Genomic DNA, 18,624 nt, shown 5'->3' with positions numbered 1-18,624 from the left:
TAGTGGGTTTTGATTCTTCACTATATAAAGTTTGCGAATATATACAAAATAACAATACTAACTAAAATTGTTATATTGGACATCGTGGCAATAAAGCGGGTGCTGTTGGTACTATATTTAAATTCAACTGCAAATGTTAAGGCAGAAGCTGCAACCGGCAGTAACAGTCCAATTAGAATGGTATATCGAAACATGGTATCGAAGGGAAGCATAAAGTATAAGACCGAACCAACTATAATCCCTAAACCGTAACGAAAAGTTAAAAATTTCACCATAGGCTTAATAAATTGTTTATCGAATTTAAAATTTAAAAAGAGTCCTAATAACAATAAGGACAACGGCATATTTGCTCCAGAGATTTTATCTGCAATATTAATGATCAAGTCTGGTAATTGGATATGGATAAGATTTAAAATACTTGCGATAAGGTAGGTCATTAATGGAATAGACTTGCCCAGTTTTTTTAGAATTTCCATTGGGTTAAGCCTGAGACCTTCTTCTGAAAAATAACTGCCTAAAATAAAACAAATTCCAAAGACCACAAATGATGCTCCAACATCAAACATACTAAAATAAGTTAAGCCATCTATCCCCCAGATTGCATAAACTAAAGGAAATGCAAATAAGCCTACATTAAACCCGGAAGATAGCATTAGGAGAGAACCCTTTAATTCTCTATCCTCATTTTTAAACACTAATAAGCCTAGTATGGCTGTTATAATTCCGTATATCAGTACAATCACGGGTAGTACGATTAATGAAGTTTCTATTTTTACGGAATCGAATGTTACAAGCACTAAGGCGGGAAGGGTAATTTTAAAAATAATTTTTGAAATCACTTCTCCATCTTTTTCTTGTAAGATATTTAGACGTTTTAACAGATACCCAAATGCAATGATGATAATAATATAAAGAAATTCCTGATTCATATAAAAAGCTCCTCTATGTTAGTTCCATTCTAATTAAACCATAAATTCAATCATAATTGATAGATTTAGTTCTTCTGTATATTTCTGTTACACGCTATAGATAATATAACTGATTAACTAAAGGAGATGACAAAATGAAGACGAAAGATGATGTTCAAACAGGAGCTAAAGTAACTGCGGATAACCAAATTTACGGAACCCCTAATAGCAAAAGTAAAGACGGTACCGGTGACTCACCAAATGATAATGTTGGTAAGACTAAAAAGGGACTTGATCGTTAAGGAAACAGCCAATTTATATTGGCTGTTTTTTCACAATAAAAGGTGAGGACTGAATGGATAATAAAAATCTAGCGAACAAGAGTGGGTTTACAATTATCTTCAGAAATGTAATAAACCCTTGCCTCTAGTTTTAGGTTCGAGAGGTACTTGGGGGATTAATGGAAATAAGGCAATTATTTTAGTGGCATTTACCCTCCCAGATATAGCAGTTATGAGAGATCTGCACAATGTTAGAAAAAATCCTATACGAAAAATGAAATATAAAGATATCGTGTATTACGCGGTAAATATAGTAGCTAAAAAACAAGTTGAGTACGTAATTGATTATTGGAAAAAAAACATTCATTGAATGAAAAACGAGTATCAGGAGATGGAAGGTATGTCTACATTTTGTCCTGAATTATGGCCAGAGGAACCGACCCCAAAAACCATTGAAAATTGCCGGGAATGTGGTCTTTATCAGCACGGATCACGTATGGTCTGGGGTGAAGGTAATCCAGAAGCACCGATTATGGTTATTCTAGATAATCCTGGAGCAAGGGAAGACCGTGCAGGGGAACCAGTTGTTTGCGGAACAAGACAAACTTTACAACAAGCTGCAGGTGAAGCTGGCTTAAAAAAGGACGACTTGTACGTAACTTATATCCTCAAAAGAAGGCCAGTGCGTGCTTATGACAAGGATGAGGTACGCCAAACCTGTATGATTCATTTAGAACAACAAATTGTACAAAAAAAGCCCAAACTTATTCTATGCTTAGGAAATGTGGCTGTCCAATCCTTTTTTCGTAACTTGGAAGCAGACGTAAAAGCATTACGCGGAACATGGCACAATGTTCAAGGCTATCAAACCACAGTGGCTTACCACCCGCTGGCGGTTAGGCGCCGCCCCAACTTATGGTCATACTTTTTACGTGATTGGGAGTTTGTTGCAGAGGGGTATCATCAGTTAAAGGATGAATGAAGATATGTTACAATCTTGCTAAATAAACAAAATGGCGGGGCACCCTTCGATATAATAAAGGGTGCCCCGCCATTTTTATAAGGTAAGCATAGACATTCATATAATTGGACTAGGAAGCGCGTTTATTTGCCAATTCAGCTTGTTTAGTAGATTTAGATTTGATTCTAGCAATAATAAAAATAATTGCTACTGCTGCTAAGGTAAAAGAAACAATAAGAAGAGCAGTCATCTTTACAGAGGATTGATTATCTGAAATCCCTTCCGTTGATTTTTTACTTTCACCTATTTTGTTGACTGCTGTTACCCTATAAGAATAGGTGACGCCACTTTTCAGCTCGGCGCTATTATCTATAAAGTTTGGGTCTAGTATATCTTTTGCAATGGGTTTGTAGTCGCTGCTTAAACCAAGGATATTAACTTCTTTTCGATAGACTGTGTAGGATTCTGCCCCAAATGCTGGATTCCAGCTGAGTGAAACAGAATCATTATTTTTCCTGTCCGCCAACACCCAATCTGGCCCGTTTGGAACTTTCGTTAATTCCGTATGGAAGGAATAAATTCCAATCTGTTTTACCTTTTCTCCTGATAATGAGGATACTTTCCAGTAATAACGAGTATCTTTATAAAGGTCCTTTACATCTGCAGTTGGTACAGATACGGTTTGATCAACAACAATATTTTTAAAACTTGGCTCTGTCGCCACCTGCACATGGTAACTGTGGGTATTAGGAATTGCCTCCCAGTTTAATGTGACCTTTGAAGGGTTTAACCCAGTTTCTCCACTTGCAGGGGAGACAGTAAGTGCTGAAGCTGGCACTGCTTTGATCATACGTGAAGCATGAGTGGATAGTTTAGCTGTAAAGCCTTTACCCATACCTCCTAAATCTTGATGACTCCACAAATCACGTACCAATGCAGCTCCTTCAATCCCTAACTCTGCCCATTTAACAGTTACATCGTGTTTAGATGAGCCAGTATTAAAAAGAGCTATATTATAGGAACCGTCGGGAAGGCTTTGGTAAAAGACCTGAGTGTCACCCTTTTTATATAATCGCTTCCCTGCAACACCACTCTGATTGACATCTAGAATCTCATCATTGGTTAATAGACTTAGTCCGAAATCATCCAGCTTTGTCAGGTCGTTTCCAATAACAAACTGAGACGCCGCAATCGCCCATAAAGAAACATATGATATTTTCTCATCATTTGTTAAACCATCCTTGCTGCCATTTGCTACATTCAGTGAATCTAAGTCATTCCAGCCGCCAGGACCTGCATGAGGCTGCCACTGGGCAACATCATCAAATCTTCTCGTTACTTTTTTCCACGAAGCAAGGTAGGGTGTCCCGTATGCTTCGACATCATGATCTGTACGCCAGCCATTGGATAATTGTTTCCAAGTAGAGATATGTTTAATATCGAGGTTATTGGACAACTCCACATGTATGGGTCTGCCTGTTTTCTCGAGTGCCTTAGCCCATGCCTCGACATCGGCTATATCTTGGTTTCTAACACCATCAATTTTTAGATAATCGATTCCATAGGATGCAAACAGCCTTGCCCAGGAATCAATAAACTCCTGTGCACCAGGCTTTGAAAAATCGATGGCATACATTTCTTCATAATTAAAGTTTTTCTTTTGGGGTTTGCTAAAGTCCACGATATCTTTTGCATGATAAGGTGTACCTTCAATTGGTGTGTTTTGATCTACCGCTGCTTTTGGAATCCCAAGTGTTACATAATGGCCGAACTTCAATCCCTTATTATGAATATAGTCCCCAAGTGCTTTCATTCCGTTAGGGAACTTCTTAGGGTCAACGGCCCACCTGCCATATTCATCTACGGTAGTCCTCCAATCGAGCATATAATAATCATCAAGATTAACATATTTATAGCCGTGCGATTTAAATTTTGATGCCAGCACATCTGCAGCTGCTTTAATCTTATCCTCTGTTGGATTTTTTCGAATCGAACTCCAGCTGCTCCACCCCATAAAAGGACGTTCTGCCAGTTCATTATAGGAAGAAGCACTTGCTTCTATTGGAGCTAACGAAGAAACGGATAAAATACCAGACATTAAAATTGAGCAGGAAACAAAAGGTGCGATTATTTTCTTAAGCATAAAATCCTCCTCAAACTAGATGTATACAACTACTATATTAATATAGAAAACTCTAAATTTTAATGAACAATATGTTCCAACATATATTTCGTTCATATGTGCATTAAATATAAAGAAGTAATGTATTGCATGAGGATACAATACACCGCTTTTTTGGCAGCGGGTATATTATTATTCAAAATTATTGATTTGGTCATGAAAAAAAATTAAAAAAATACATATATGTAATTTACATATATGTATGAAATGAGTTATTATAAATGTAAATTACATATATGAGTAATAGTAATCCGAAGTTAGTGATAATTTTATGAATGGAGGTATTATTGTGAGTGAGCAAGAAGAAATTTTGCTACTTAAAACTTCTAATATTCTTAAGAAAGATACAAGCATGATGAAGCTAAACGATATCATTGACGAACTAGTAAGTATAATTGAATCAAATTCTGAGGTTGATAAAAGCAATAATTAGCTATAACAGCCGGATCTATCATAATTTTCTTAATAGCCAAAAAATAGATAAAACAATGAATTTTATGTATATTATTTTTATATGTAATTGACTAAGCATGACTCATATGTGTAAAATACACCTATAGTATTTTTACTAATGATGTTGGTAAAGTACCTTAAAGAGTAATGCCAGACAACTCGAGCTAAACCAATCTATGCTCAATCAATTTATTAAAAAGTTTTCTTAAGGCTCTACATACCTCCGTTTCATAGGGAGGGTAAAATAGAGAAATTTACTAAGTAAATGAGGAGGAACGAAGATGGTACAAAAGGTGATTCATCAAAGAGAAGAAGTCCTGAAAAAGGAAGATAAAAAAGTGGATGTTCCAAAAGTCGAGGTTCAGAAAGTTGAGGTCCCAAAAGAAGTAAAGCAAAATGAACCAAGTTATGTTACGGATTCATTTATTGCAACATTTTGGAATCAATTTGAAGGTGCAGTATCTCTTACAAGAGATTATAGAGAACAACGCCAAGAACTTTACTTAAAGGCTGTAAAAGAAACAACAAAGTTCAGTGGAGTATACCGTAAAACTTTAATGGGCCTTTTTGAGCAAGCAACAAAATTAAATAGCGATTTGAGTAAAGGATCATTCCAAAACAACATGTTTAAAACAAATGAATCTGCTCATGAAGTCACTGAAACTTTTAGTCACGTAATTGAAGCCGCTAGTAAATTTGAGGAGTTTTATTTAACTCCAATTAACTCAGCCTTTGATTTAATTGAAAGAACTGAGGAACTTTTTGAACAAAATAGCGAGGCATTCATTGATTATACAAATGAAGCACTTAATGCTTGGGAAACTGTCACAGACGAATATTTAAGACAAGCTAAAAAAACTCATTTAAATATTGCGCATCGAGTTGAAGATAGCGTACGTGTACTTGTTGCTCCAAGCAAATAATGTACATAGACATTCTAATCGGATGAGCACTTCTTTGTTAATAAATATATATCGCACAAAAAGCAGCTTTACCTTCAAAGGTACGCTGCTTTTTTAATTTCTTTATTTCTGAAGTTCTTTTGCTTGTCCGAATAGAACATGATTTTTCTTTTTAGGGGAAAACTAATAAAGTATAGAATAAATAAGAAATTATATTTACATGAAGTGGAAAAGAAGGGAGGCTAAGGTATGAGAAAGATCAATCCTGGTTCCGTCAGCTCTTACATTCGATATGGAAATTTAAAAATTCCAAAGAGCATAAAAAGTGAGTGCCCTCAGTGCCGAAATATAACCGAATTTATGATTAATGCAAACTTCCAGAGCAGTAAGAATGGATTACTAACGGAGTCCAGTTGTCCTACGTGTAAAAAATCAACGGTATTTATAATTATGACCAAGGATGAAGAGAATGAACATGCTGATACGTATATCTACGACATCCAAGCTTCCAAACATCTCATTAATCATTTAGAAAGTCTCCCTAATATACCAAAAGACCTTATACGAGCTTATCGCTCAAGCATAAATGTATTTGAATCTAGAGAAAATTCAGCTACTGCCGTTATGTCTAAACGTGTCATTGAAAGTATCCTTAAACATTTTCTTAAAGAAAAAAGTAAAGGACAGCCTTTATCACAGCAGCTTGAAATCCTCCCAAATCAAGTTGATCTCGCAAAACCAATTCAATCTTTAAGCCATCTGCTTACAACAGATGGATCCTTACATCGGATGCTTGAATTAGAAACGGAAATGGATTACGAGACTACTGCTTTATTAATGGATTTGCTTGAAAGCCTCATTGAATATCTGTTTGTCCTGCCCGGGAAAATTGAAGTAACACATAATAAAATTGCAAAAAAATTTCACTAAGAAAACCCCCTGGAATCAAAGTGTGCACAAGCACGATTCAAGGGGGCTTTTACGGTTAAGATTGTTTTAACTCTGAACGATAGGTATTAAATTCTTCCTGAACCTCGTTGGAAGGACTTTTATCAAGAAGGCTTACGATGATAATTGATACAATGCTAAATAAGAATCCCGGTGCTAATTCATATACATCAAATAATCCACCTGACAGCATGGACCAGACAATAACCGTAACAGTGCCCATAATCATCCCGGCAAGGGAACCATTTCTAGTCATCCGTTTCCAGAAAAGACTTAAGATAATAACAGGTCCAAAGGCTGCCCCAAATCCTGCCCAGGCATAACTTACAAGTTCTAGAACCTTGCTTTCAGGGTCGTATCCTAACAGAATTGCAATAATGGCAATTCCAAGAACAGCAATTCTGCCAACAATCATTTCTTCTTTTTGGGAAGCGTTTCTTCTGAATAGTGATCTGTAAAAATCATTGGCTAATGCGCTAGAAGAAACGAGTAGTTGTGAGTCTACAGTACTCATGATTGCTGAGAGAATGGCTGCGAGTAAAAAACCAGCTACCCAAGGATTAAATAAAACTTGTGAGAACATGATAAAGACTGTTTCAGGGTTCCTCAGCGGAAAATCCGCAAAGTAAGCAATACCTGCGAAACCTACAAACACTGCACCAAATAAGGAAAATATCATCCACACCATTCCAATTAAACGTGCCTTCGGAACATCCTTGGTTGACTGTAAGCCCATAAAACGGACCAGGATATGTGGCTGCCCAAAGTAGCCAAGCCCCCAAGCTAATAATGAAATAACACCTGCCACTGTCGCACCTGAATATACATCTAGGTGTGAAGGGTCAATGGAGCCAATTTTTTGAACCGTTTTATTCCAGCCGCCAAGTTCATATATTGCCACAATGGGGACAATAATCATAGCCATGAACATTAAAATACCTTGAATAAAATCTGTCCAGCTTGCTGCTAGGAATCCTCCAAAGAGGGTATAAGAGAGAATAACCGCTGCGCCGACCCATAAGGCTAATTTATAATCCATTCCAAATGAATTCTCTAGTAAAATAGCTCCACCTACAAGACTAGAAGATGTATAGAATGTGAAGAATACGAGAATAACAATTGAAGAGACGACACGCAGAATTTTAGAATCATCACGGAATCGATTTTCAAAGAAGTCAGGAAGTGTTATGGAGTTTTTTGATACTTCTGTATAAACACGTAATGGTTTAGCGACAAATTGCCAATTAAGATAGGCACCAATAGATAATCCAATTGGTAACCATATTTCACTCATGCCCCCTATATACATCGCTCCGGGGAGTCCGAGCATTAACCAGCCGCTCATGTCAGAGGCTCCTGCACTTAAGGCAGCAACTCCTGCACCAAGCCGCCTTCCGCCTAATACATAGTCATTTAAATCTCTTGTCAATCTTGCTGCTACAATCCCGATAACCAACATAGCAACTAAATAAATAGTAATTGAAATTAACGTCGGTACGTTAATAGTCATTTAACCTTCTCCTTTTTCTGTAAAATAAGTTATAACGGATAGTACAATAATTGAGAGCATAGGAACCATCAGCCATGCCCAAGTTGCATCTGTAATAACGTATTCCATGTCATCACCACCTTTCAATTTGTTTTCTATACCTATTATTTATAAAAAACTACTATTTTATCGTTATCGTATTTGCCCATTACCATTCATGATAAATTTTACGGTTGTCAGAGCGTCCAATCCCATTGGACCACGAGCATGAAGTTTTTGAGTAGATATTCCAATCTCAGCCCCGAAGCCTAAAGCACCACCGTCCGTAAATCTTGTTGAAGCATTATGATAGAGGGCAGCTGCGTCCACTCGTTGCATAAAATAATCAGCCGTTTCATCGTTTTCTGTAATGATTGCTTCCGAATGCTTGGTTCCGTATAGTTCGATATGTTCAATCGCTTCATCAACATGCCGTACAACCTTCATGGCAATGTGTAAATTTAAATATTCATTTGCCCAATCTTCCCCATTTGCAAGGGTAGCATCCGGAATCTCAGCTAAGGTATGTTCATCCCCATGAACACTAATTTTATGATTGGACAAAGTGTTGATGAATTCCATTTTATGCTTTGTCAGCCAATCCCGGTGCACAATCACTGTTTCAATCGCATTGCATACAGCAGGACGATCGGTTTTAGCATTTACTAAGATTTTTAACGCCATCGCCGCATTTGCATCTGAATCAATGTACAGATGGCAATTCCCGACCCCGGTTTCTAGCACGGGGACACTTGCATTGCTAACCACTTCATGAATAAGGGAACCACCGCCACGTGGAATTAGTACATCAATATGTTCTCTCATTGTGAACAATGCTTGTGAATCCTCCCGGTTCGTACTATCAATAAATTGAACGGCTTCCTTCGGAATTTTGCTATCTGAAAGGGAACGGTGGATAACTTCCACAATTGCTCGGTTAGAATTTATCGCAGATGATCCACCTTTTAGAATAATTGCGTTTCCAGACTTTAAGGCAAGCCCTGTGGCGTCCACGGTGACATTTGGTCTTGCTTCATAAATCATTCCAATCACACCTAACGGAACGGAAATCTTTGAAACCTGTAGTCCATTTTCCAATCTTTTACTTAGTTGAATCTTCCCAGTAGGATCTTCTAGTACAGCAACTTGACGCAGTCCATCCGAAAATTCAAAGACTCTTTTTTTTGATAATGCCAAACGATCTATATAGGCTTCATTGAACCCTTTTTCGCGTACTGCCTGTAAGTCCTTCTCATTTGCAGCTAAGATGAATTCAAACTCTGTTTCCAATCTCTGAGCCATAGCATATAAAGCATGGTTTTTATCTTCTGTTGATAAAAGGCTTAACACTTTCCCTGCTTTTTTTGCCCGTATTGCCTGTACTTCCACCGTTGATTTTTCATTTAATAAATTCATCAAATCCTCCTCTTTTTTTGGAACTATGTCGGTTGGCCATCATTCTCAGGAGTTAAAGGCTATCCATTTTTCCTTATGATTTGTATAGGCCGAAGGTTTTTTACTTTTAAAATAAGTACCCTTAGCCTTACCTAATACTCCGTCAATGACAATATTTTTGCGGGCTGCGTTTCCGAGAAATGTAGTAATTCCAGAAGCCATAGCAATCTTAACTGCTTCAATTTTCGATCTCATTCCTCCAGTTCCTAGCAAACTTCCAGAACCAACCGCAGCAGATTCAATTTCAGGTGTAATCTCCGTTACATACTCCAGCAATTTGGCATTGGTGCTTTTTGTTGGATCTTCATTAAATAGCCCATCTATATCGGATAAAATGACTAAATAATCGGCGTCTATTAATCCAGCAACCTTTGCCGAAAGGGTATCGTTGTCACCGAAATTTAACCGATCAATGGTCACGGTGTCATTCTCGTTGACGATTGGAACAATACCTCTCTCTAATAAAACGTTTATGGTGTTTCGGACATTTCGATAGCGGTCTTCTTCGAGAAAATCACTCTTGGTAATTAATATTTGCGCAGCAACATACCCGTTTGATAAAAAAAGCTCAGAATAGGATTCCATTAATAATCCTTGACCGATGGAGGCTGCAGCCTGTTTTTCTGGTAGTGTTTTTGGTCTTTCTAGACAGCCGAGTCTGCGGTATCCAGCAGCAACAGCACCGGACGATACTAGGACCACTTCATGGCCAAGATCCTTGAGATATACTATTTCATTGGCAAGCTTTTCGATTTTTCTGCGGCTTATCTCCCCATGGCGGCTTGTTAAAGAGCTGCTGCCAATTTTAATAACTATTCTAAGTGGCTTTGAAGTCGAAATCATCCGATCACCCCTGTGCCAATTTCAGATTTTTCCAGCTGAAGGCTAATCTCTTTGGAACGGATAGCTGCTTGTTTGATCGCCTCAGTAATTGCTTTTCCGCCGCCATGCCCCTTTAAAGCGGCTAAACCAGCTGCCGTTGTTCCGTTAGGGGAGGTTACATTTTCTCTTAGTATTTCGGGTGACGTACCTTGTTCTTGTATCATTCTTGCTGCACCAACGACCGTTTGGGCGATGATTTTCCGAATTATTTGAGAATTAAGACCGCTCCTTTGAGCTTCTTTTTCCATGTGCTCCATTAAGTAATAGAAGTACGCAGGTCCACTGCCTGCAATTCCCGTGAAAATATCCATCTTTTCTTCAGGTATCGTGTAAACTTCACCGATACATTGAAGCAGTTCTATAGCCAGTGAAATGTTTTGTTTTGAAGTGTGTTTTCCAGCGGAAATGGCCGTAGCCGATTCGCCAATCATACTGGAAGTATTCGGCATAACACGAATGACGTGTTGACCAAAGGGTACATTTTTTTCAATAAATGTAGTTGATATCCCAGCTAGTACAGACAGGATTAGTTGATGTGGTTTTAAGGTGTTTTTAATTGAGTGTAAAGTGGTTTCTACATCTTTTGGCTTCATAGCGAGGACGATGATATCCATAGAGTTTAAGTTTAAATGTTCCCGTTTTACCGCTGTTATTCCGTATATGTTTTGTAGCTCTAATAAGCGGTGGTGGTTACTTCGGTTGGTTACAAAAATATTTTTTGGAGCCAGTTTCTCAGAAGCTACGATACCCGAAACCATAGCCTCGGCCATCGACCCAGCTCCTATAAATGCAATCGTCTTTCTTTCAAGCATGCAATCTCTCCCGTATGTTCGTATTTTTGTTCTTGGTTTTTTCAATGACCTTATACTAACACGTGAGAAATGTATTTCAAGGGAAAAAAGGGAAATAATGTGTATTTGACTTAATTAGTGAGCATGTGGAAAAATACCACCCATTCATTCAATGAAATCGTCTCTCAGGGCCGAATTTCGCCTCTCAGGATGAAATATGCGTTTTTTGTACAGGCTATTTTTAGTGGACAAGCATTGTGGGATAGATCTAATTTTGCCTGATGAGAGGAAGCTTTAAGGGGTATAAAATTCTGGACCCGGCTGGAGGAGGGTTTACTATGACCGTTTTTTGGTTATTTTCGTTAACTATAAAAATATATTCACTCATCCCTTCATAAAATAGGACTAAAAGCAGTAAAGGAGCGGTGGAGGGGATGTCTATGGAAATAGTAAAATGTCCAGAGTGTAGGAATTTAAGATTGTTTGAAGACGGTAAATGTTCCAATTGTGGTTATTGTTCAAGTGTTAGAGCATCCATTAATGCCTTGTATTCACATCCAAAGCCCTCAAAATATGAACAATTCAAAGCTAGGAAAAGAATGAGGATGAACGAGTGAAACCTGGTATCATCCTATAATGCCTAAACATACACTCTCTATAGATATAATTAGAGTTTAGACTTTGAGGAGAGGATAAAATGCAGCCTGAAATGCAAAAAGCAATTATATTGGCAGAAAATATTAATGGTTTTATTAAATTTGTTCAAAATCAAAGAAATAAGAACAATTTTAGAATTGATAACAATAAATTATTGCAAATTAAATTTCTGATTGAAGAATATAAGTTTCAAATAGTAGCAGATGAACTGATTAGAATAAACCAGTTTGATTGGGATGAAAAATACACGCTTTATTTAGTGGAGCAATTCAAGAAAGGAATTAACATCATTGATGAATACGTAAAAAACAACTACAATGAATTATTTATCATAACAGCAAGATTGTACACATTAAAAAACCTATGTAGTAGTTTTAGTAAAATAGCTTCTTAACCCTATCATGTCCGCACAATCATCTCGTGCGGTTATTTTTGTTACTGTGTCAAAACGTAATGTTGATTATAGAGAAAATTTCAAAAAATCTGTCCTAAGCGGATGTTTTGATAAAGGAATAAAATTAGGGGAAAATAATGAGGAAAATAACTTATGTTCAAAAAGGCGGTATTATTTATGTTTAAAAACTTATTTAAAGGTAAAAAGGTAGAAGTGGATACTACGATTATGCAGCCATTAGAAGGGGAAATCGTACCTCTAGAGGTCGTTCCTGATCCAGTTTTTTCTCAAAGAATGATTGGCGATGGTTTTGCTGTAAATCCAACAAATGGCACGGTTGTATCTCCGGTAGATGGTGAAGTAATCAGTGTTTTTCCTACCAAACATGCGGTCAGCGTAAAGTCTACTGATGGCAGAGAAATTTTGATTCATGTTGGTCTTGAAACCGTATCTTTAAATGGGGAAGGCTTTACTTCGTTTGTAAGTGATGGACAAAGGGTAAAAAAGGGTCAAAAGTTGCTCGAAGCTGACTTTCAAACAATTAAAGACAAAGTACCTTCTATTATTACGCCAGTTATCTTTACTAACTTAGCGGAGAATGAAAAAGTGGTTATTGATGAGCAAGAGGTTAAGATTATTAAATAATTTATCATACGGTGTGAGAGTAAGCTTTTAAAAGCCTGCTCTTTTTTATTTTTAGGAAAATAAGTTTTTAAATATATTATAAGTTTTGAAAAATTTCGTGATAGGACTTTGTTTGTCCGATAGACAAACTATATTTCTGTAGCTATAATAAAATAAAATAAAATTAATAGAAGGTAAATTAATTAATTATTTTCCTTCTTGTGAAATATCTGTAAGCGCTATCAAGTTGACATTCTTTTACTAGTTAAATGTACTGGCGGTTTAAGACTATTAGCACATTTTTAAACTATTAAATCAAAGTTTAAACCGTTAAGACATGGATAAAATGATAGATTCATTACTTCTTATGGAAACAGGGGTGTGTCGGAGATGAACAAAGTAATATTAGTAGATGATGAAATGTTTTTCCGCAAAGGATTAAGAAATCTAATCAATTGGGAAGACTGCGGCTTTAAGGTGGTTGGTGAGGCCGCAAACGGCGAGGACGCCTTACAGATGATGCATGAAGTAAACCCAGATCTTATTATTACTGATATCCGTATGCCCGTACTTGATGGAATTGGGCTCATTAAGCAAGCAATCGAAATAGAAAGAGTTCAAACAAAATTTATTATTATCAGTGGACACAGTGACTTTAAATATGCACAACAAGCATTAAGATACGGTGTATATGATTTTGTTTTAAAGCCAATCGATCAGGATGAAATTGAACAAACACTAAGATCACTTTCGAATACCATCAACGAACAAAAAAAGCTTCATGAACAAAGGCTGGAAGAACAAGCAAAAATCGTGTTTAACCATCTCCTATTAGGGAATGCAGCGGACAATGCTCATTCAGTAGACCTTTTAAATCTTCTTTCCGTAGGAAACCCTAATGAGTTCATTTACCTACTAATTGAAGTAAATGGAATACTTGGCGAGTCTACTTTAAACAATGAGGAAAGGGTAAGACGGATCCAATTGACATTAGCTAATGTCATTCAGGATGTTTGCAGCAGCCATGAAAGAATATGGATTCAAAAGGCAGGACAGTGTGCTGTAGGTGTCCTTATTACCTCTAATCACTTAGCAAGGTTTCAAATGAGCATTAAGAAATTTATGACGTGGGTAAAAAAGGAACTTACAAACAGACTATCGGAGGATTTTACCTTTTATGTTGGTGAAGCTGTTCCGAGTCTTACGTTGTTGAAACAATCAGCAGATGGTGTTGAAATGGCAAAACAGCATAAATATACAAACAACGAAAATGGAATCATTATCTTTGAAGACATTGTCGATAAACCGATCTCTTTTGCTGAACCCGACGAAACCATTTATCAATCATTAGTTGAACATATTGAAGAAGAATCAACAACTCAGATCATTCTATCACTAGAGACCCTGTTTCAATCTCTAGTATCAAAAAACTTATCTCACACGGCTTTTCTAGCTTCTCTTAATAGTTTTGTACATTCTGTTTTAAAAATTATAAGGAAAATGGGAGGAGAACCTTCAAGTTTACATTCCTATCGTATTATATATACCTTACATAATTACAACTTGACATTACCTCAGCTAAAGGAACTAATCATTAATTTTATGATAGAGTGTAAAGATGAAATATCTAAATTAAGAAAACAGTCTGCTAATGGCGAAGTACACAAAATAAAACAATACATTGACTTCCATTACCATGAAAACATTAGCTTAAAAACCATAGCAAGAAAGTTTTTTATGAATCCAGTATATTTAGGACAACTGTTTAAGAAAACCTATGGAATCTACTTCAAGGATTATTTACTGCAAGTAAGAATTAATGAAGCGAAAAAAATGCTGCGTCAATCAGAAAAAAGAATTTATGAAATTGCTGAATGTGTGGGATTTAATAATACTGATTACTTTGTCACTATCTTTGGTAAGTTTGAAAATATCACTCCTTCTGAGTATCGGAATAAATTAATGAACGAAAGAAATGTGATAGGAAAATGAAGACTAGCAGGAGTTTTCATAATATTCGATTAAAAAATAAAATGCTTGTCATGTACTTTTTTGCGGTATTTATTCCAATCGTTTTAACCAATGTAATCTTTTACATCGTAACCATTGAAAATGTTAAAAAGCAGCAAATGCAAGATTCCACTTTGGCATTGCAGCAGATTAATAGAGAATTTAAAACAATTATAGACGAGGCGGTAGGGATTTCCTCCTCGTTATATACGAATTTAAATCTAAATCTATTTTTAGAAAAGGATTATGTCTCAGATATAGATTATATCGAAAAACATAATAGTTTTTTACGGAACTTTAATCAGTCTAGACCCATAAACCCATCTATTAACTCAATTCGCTTTTATACGGATAACTCTTCCATTATCTATTCAGGAGGGGTTTATTCAATTGCCAGCCTTCAACAAGAATTAACACACTTCAAAGAAGCCTTAAAAAATAGTAATGGCTCACAAATTCTCATTGATACACCTTCCAATCAGAATTTTGAAACCTTTAGTATTATCCGTAATTTGGATTATTTTTACAATGATAAACAAAAGTTTGTAAAGGTTGAAATAAATCCTGCAACTATAAGAGATATTTTTAACAATGTGACGTTTAAAGGAGAAGTATATTTACTTAATGAAAAAGGGGAGATTCAATACACGACCAATCCCTCCATAAAACAGTTGGACAAGCCGATTAATTTTCACCAAATAGAAAAGGATAATAAATTGGTTACTATCCGTGCCAATCTTAATAATGGCTCTTATTTAAGTGACTGGGCCGTTGTTGGAACAATCTCGGAGGAAACCATGCTTAAAACGGTTAATAAATCAAAACTCTTTATTATTTTGCTTGCCCTAATTAATTTTTTAGCTCCTACCATTATTATTGTCATTATTTCTAGGTCGTTTTTGACTCGATTACATAGGGTCTTACGACATGTAAAGCGTATGAAGAACCAGGACTTTGAGTTAATTCATGATCAGGAGTATCAAGATGAAATAGGCCAATTAACAAGTGAATTCAATCGTATGACCAAAAAGATTAAGGATTTAATTAATGATGTCTTATTAGTCAATATTCAAAACAAGGATCTAGAAATAAAACGAAACCGCGCACAGTTGAGTGCACTCCAAAGCCAAATCAACCCTCATTTTTTGTTTAATGCGCTAGAAACGATTCGAATGAGAAGCTTGATGAAGGATGAAATAGAAACAGCAAAAATTATTCACAACATGGCTAAAATTTTTCGTAACTCTCTTACATGGGGAAAGGACTTCGTGCCTATTAAGGATGAAATTAATCTAATAACCAGCTTTTTAGAGATCCAAAAATATCGGTTCGGAGATAAATTAGATTACGAGATTACGGTGGGTGAAGACGCTGAAGAATGTATGATTCCAAATATGGCACTTCTACCGTTCATTGAAAATGCTAGCATTCATGGTATTGAACCTCTAAAGCAAAATGGGAAAATCTCATTATCAATCTCTTTACATGCCGGAACTGTAACCTGTGTAATAAAAGATAATGGGGCTGGTATATCCGAAGGAAAGAGAAAGCAGTTATTATCCTCTTTAGAAAGTGAGGAGGATATAAGGGAGAATGTCGGTATTAAAAATGTTTATTATCGGTTGAAACTATACTATCCAGATCAGTTTTATTTTAATATTGATAGTCATCTAGATTATGGTACAACCATTATGATTCAATTGCCATCTCAAATAGAAAGCCCGATCACTAGTCATTCAGAGAAAAATCTTTACTTTATTAAGTAATACCTATACTTTTTAAATGGTGCTGAAGACCCTTAGATTATAAAATGAAAGTGCTTTCACAATAAAAAGGGGGTTCAAAAATGGCAAAAAAGTTTCTTTCGGTAGTCTTAATGCTTATCCTGTTAATCGCAGTTGCAGGCTGTGAAAAGGATAAAGAAACAAGCGGTAATGCAGACGGATCTGGTGATTCGAAAGACAAAGTAACCTTTACTTATTTTAATGCAGCTTCCCCAGGGAAAGACGGGAACACAAATGAAACGACTATCGGAAAAATATTTGAAGATCAAACCGGAGTTAACTTCAAAACAGAGTACCTAGTTGGTGACATTAACACAAAAATTGGGACAATGATCGCAAGTGGAAAGTATCCAGATGTTCTTGTTCCAGATATCGCAATTGATAAAGTACTAGACGCAGGTGCATTTATTGATCTTACAGAATTGATTGAAGAACATGGTCCTAATATTAAAAAGCTATACGGACCACATTGGGAGCAAATGAAAGATAAGGACGGAAAGATTAACTTCCTTCCTTTCGCTGCTAAGCAAGGGTTTATTAAAGACCCGAATATTATGCAAGGTGCTTTCTGGATTCAACGCGGCATTTTAAAAGAAGCTGGATATCCTAAAATTAAAACACTAGATGAATATTTTGCTTTAATTGAAGATTACCAAAAGAAACATCCAGAAGTAAATGGAGCTTCTACAATTGGATTTACAGCTTTAACTTATGACTGGCGCTTCTTTGCACTTTCTAACGTTCCTAACCATCTAGCAGGCTACCCAAATGATGGTGAAGTAATTGTAGATATGAAGACACACAAAACTGACGTATATGCTGATAACGATATTACAAAGCGTTATCTACAAAAGTTAAACGACCTAAACAGCAAAGGCTTATTTGATAAAGAATCATTCGTAGCTAACTACGATGAATATCTTGCTAAGCTAGCTTCTGGACGAGTATTAGGATTCTTTGATTACGGCTGGCAGGTTCAACAAGCATTAGATAACTTAAAAGCAGCTGGAAATGACGATTTGCGTTATATGCCGCTTCCAATCACATTTGACGGAGAAAAAGATCAATACATCGACCCACCTGCTTTCATTAATAACCGTGGTGTCGGTATCACAGTAAGTGCGAAAGATCCAGTACGCATCATTAAGTACTTCGATAACATGGTGAAAGAAGAAAACCAAAAGTTAATGTTCTGGGGTATTAAAGACGAGACTTATAGTGTGGATGATAAAGGGAAATTTTTCCAGACGAAAGAGCAGTATGCAAAAACAAGTGATGAAGATTACCGTGATAAGTCTGGTTTAAATACTTTCGAATATTACTGGCCAATGGGCGACATGCTTTATAGTGACGGAAACGCATGGGTTCCAGGAAAACAGCCTGAAGTTGCTCAAGTGTCCTACACTGATGGTGATAAGGCGATTCTAGAAGCATATGGCGCAAAGGTATTCTCTGATTTATTCGCAGATCCGGACGATCGTCCATGGTATCCAACTTGGAGTGCCGTTATTGAACAAGGCTCTGCTGCTCAAATCTTCGGTCAGAGAAAAACAGACTTAACCAAAGTTTACTTCCCTAAATTAGTTCTAGCTAAGCCGGGTGAATTTGATAAAGTTTGGGATGAATATATCAAAGAATTTAATACTTTAGACGCAAAAGCATTAGAAAAGTTTATGGACAAGGTCGTAGAAGATCGTATTAAAGCAGCTCCGAAGAAATAGTTTAATAGAATGTTAAATAAGGAGGCCGATATCGCCCAATTGGCTATATCGGCTTTATCCTTAAAAAGCTTCACCTATCTTAAAATCATAAGCCGCTCCCTTCTAAGGGAGTATCTAAGGGGGCAGCTTATGATTTTAGGGTA

The 18,624-nt window shown here is 36.5% G+C and carries 15 protein-coding genes and 1 pseudogene; 10 read left to right on the top strand and 6 right to left on the bottom strand.

Features of this window, described 5'->3' with window-relative positions; genetic code table 11:
- Nucleotides 1-20: 20 nt before the first annotated feature.
- Nucleotides 21-929 carry an AEC family transporter gene (locus QFZ28_RS18670; protein WP_307196040.1) on the bottom strand — a complete coding sequence of 303 codons (909 nt, stop codon included), beginning with the start codon at nt 927-929 and terminating at the stop codon, nt 21-23.
- A gap of 134 nt (nt 930-1,063) precedes the next feature.
- Between QFZ28_RS18670 and QFZ28_RS18665 the strand changes: the two genes are divergently transcribed.
- On the top strand, nt 1,064-1,210 hold the full coding sequence (locus tag QFZ28_RS18665) for a hypothetical protein (protein ID WP_307196039.1): 147 nt from the start codon (nt 1,064-1,066) through the stop codon (nt 1,208-1,210).
- Nucleotides 1,211-1,589: 379 nt separating this feature from the next.
- Complete coding sequence (locus tag QFZ28_RS18660; RefSeq protein WP_307196038.1) at nt 1,590-2,171, top strand: uracil-DNA glycosylase; 582 nt, start codon at nt 1,590-1,592, stop codon at nt 2,169-2,171.
- A 109-nt stretch (nt 2,172-2,280) separates the two neighbouring features.
- Here QFZ28_RS18660 and QFZ28_RS18655 read toward each other — a convergent pair whose 3' ends face one another.
- Nucleotides 2,281-4,293 (bottom strand): alpha-galactosidase, encoded by a 2,013-nt coding sequence (locus QFZ28_RS18655; protein ID WP_307196037.1) that lies wholly within the window; start codon nt 4,291-4,293, stop codon nt 2,281-2,283.
- Nucleotides 4,294-4,621: 328 nt separating this feature from the next.
- On the opposite strand from QFZ28_RS18655, the gene QFZ28_RS18650 reads away from it, so the two are divergent.
- From QFZ28_RS18650 to QFZ28_RS18640, 3 genes are all read left to right on the top strand, one after another.
- The gene (locus QFZ28_RS18650; protein ID WP_307196036.1) at nt 4,622-4,765 is read left to right on the top strand and encodes a hypothetical protein; all 144 of its coding nucleotides are present in this window, start codon (nt 4,622-4,624) and stop codon (nt 4,763-4,765) included.
- A 301-nt stretch (nt 4,766-5,066) separates the two neighbouring features.
- Nucleotides 5,067-5,708 carry a hypothetical protein gene (locus QFZ28_RS18645; protein WP_307196035.1) on the top strand — a complete coding sequence of 214 codons (642 nt, stop codon included), beginning with the start codon at nt 5,067-5,069 and terminating at the stop codon, nt 5,706-5,708.
- Between the two features lie 228 nt (nt 5,709-5,936).
- Nucleotides 5,937-6,617, top strand: a complete 681-nt coding sequence (locus QFZ28_RS18640; protein WP_307196034.1) for a hypothetical protein — start codon at nt 5,937-5,939, stop codon at nt 6,615-6,617.
- 55 nt (nt 6,618-6,672) lie between these two features.
- On the opposite strand, the gene putP is transcribed toward QFZ28_RS18640, so the two are convergent.
- From putP to proC, 4 genes and pseudogenes are all read right to left on the bottom strand, one after another.
- Nucleotides 6,673-8,145 carry a sodium/proline symporter PutP gene (gene putP / locus QFZ28_RS18635; RefSeq protein ID WP_307196033.1) on the bottom strand — a complete coding sequence of 491 codons (1,473 nt, stop codon included), beginning with the start codon at nt 8,143-8,145 and terminating at the stop codon, nt 6,673-6,675.
- A 171-nt stretch (nt 8,146-8,316) separates the two neighbouring features.
- On the bottom strand, nt 8,317-9,579 hold the full coding sequence (locus tag QFZ28_RS18630; RefSeq protein WP_307196032.1) for a glutamate-5-semialdehyde dehydrogenase: 1,263 nt from the start codon (nt 9,577-9,579) through the stop codon (nt 8,317-8,319).
- A 48-nt stretch (nt 9,580-9,627) separates the two neighbouring features.
- Nucleotides 9,628-10,461: pseudogene (gene proB / locus QFZ28_RS18625) on the bottom strand (glutamate 5-kinase); the annotation flags it as partial.
- Nucleotides 10,458-11,312 (bottom strand): pyrroline-5-carboxylate reductase, encoded by an 855-nt coding sequence (proC, locus tag QFZ28_RS18620; protein ID WP_307196031.1) that lies wholly within the window; start codon nt 11,310-11,312, stop codon nt 10,458-10,460. The pseudogene proB and the gene proC, both read right to left, overlap by 4 nt.
- A 676-nt stretch (nt 11,313-11,988) precedes the next feature.
- Between proC and QFZ28_RS18615 the strand changes: the two genes are divergently transcribed.
- The 5 genes from QFZ28_RS18615 (at nt 11,989) to QFZ28_RS18595 (ending at nt 18,481) form a co-directional block, all read left to right on the top strand.
- The gene (locus QFZ28_RS18615; RefSeq protein WP_307196030.1) at nt 11,989-12,342 is read left to right on the top strand and encodes a hypothetical protein; all 354 of its coding nucleotides are present in this window, start codon (nt 11,989-11,991) and stop codon (nt 12,340-12,342) included.
- A gap of 177 nt (nt 12,343-12,519) precedes the next feature.
- Nucleotides 12,520-12,987: a PTS sugar transporter subunit IIA gene (locus QFZ28_RS18610; RefSeq protein WP_307196029.1), complete on the top strand. Its 468-nt coding sequence runs from the start codon at nt 12,520-12,522 to the stop codon at nt 12,985-12,987.
- 369 nt (nt 12,988-13,356) lie between these two features.
- On the top strand, nt 13,357-14,958 hold the full coding sequence (locus tag QFZ28_RS18605) for a response regulator (protein WP_307196028.1): 1,602 nt from the start codon (nt 13,357-13,359) through the stop codon (nt 14,956-14,958).
- On the top strand, nt 14,955-16,742 hold the full coding sequence (locus QFZ28_RS18600) for a cache domain-containing sensor histidine kinase (RefSeq protein WP_307196027.1): 1,788 nt from the start codon (nt 14,955-14,957) through the stop codon (nt 16,740-16,742). The genes QFZ28_RS18605 and QFZ28_RS18600 overlap by 4 nt, the downstream gene beginning before the upstream one ends.
- Before the next feature lie 80 nt (nt 16,743-16,822).
- Nucleotides 16,823-18,481, top strand: a complete 1,659-nt coding sequence (locus QFZ28_RS18595) for an ABC transporter substrate-binding protein (protein WP_307196026.1) — start codon at nt 16,823-16,825, stop codon at nt 18,479-18,481.
- The last annotated feature ends 143 nt before the right edge of the window (nt 18,482-18,624 follow it).

The sequence above is a fragment of the Neobacillus niacini genome, from assembly GCF_030817695.1.
GTDB classification, from domain to species: domain Bacteria; phylum Bacillota; class Bacilli; order Bacillales; family Cytobacillaceae; genus Neobacillus; species Neobacillus niacini_F.
Note: the sequence above shows the minus strand (reverse complement) of the source record. Positions and strands in the feature narration are given on the sequence as shown.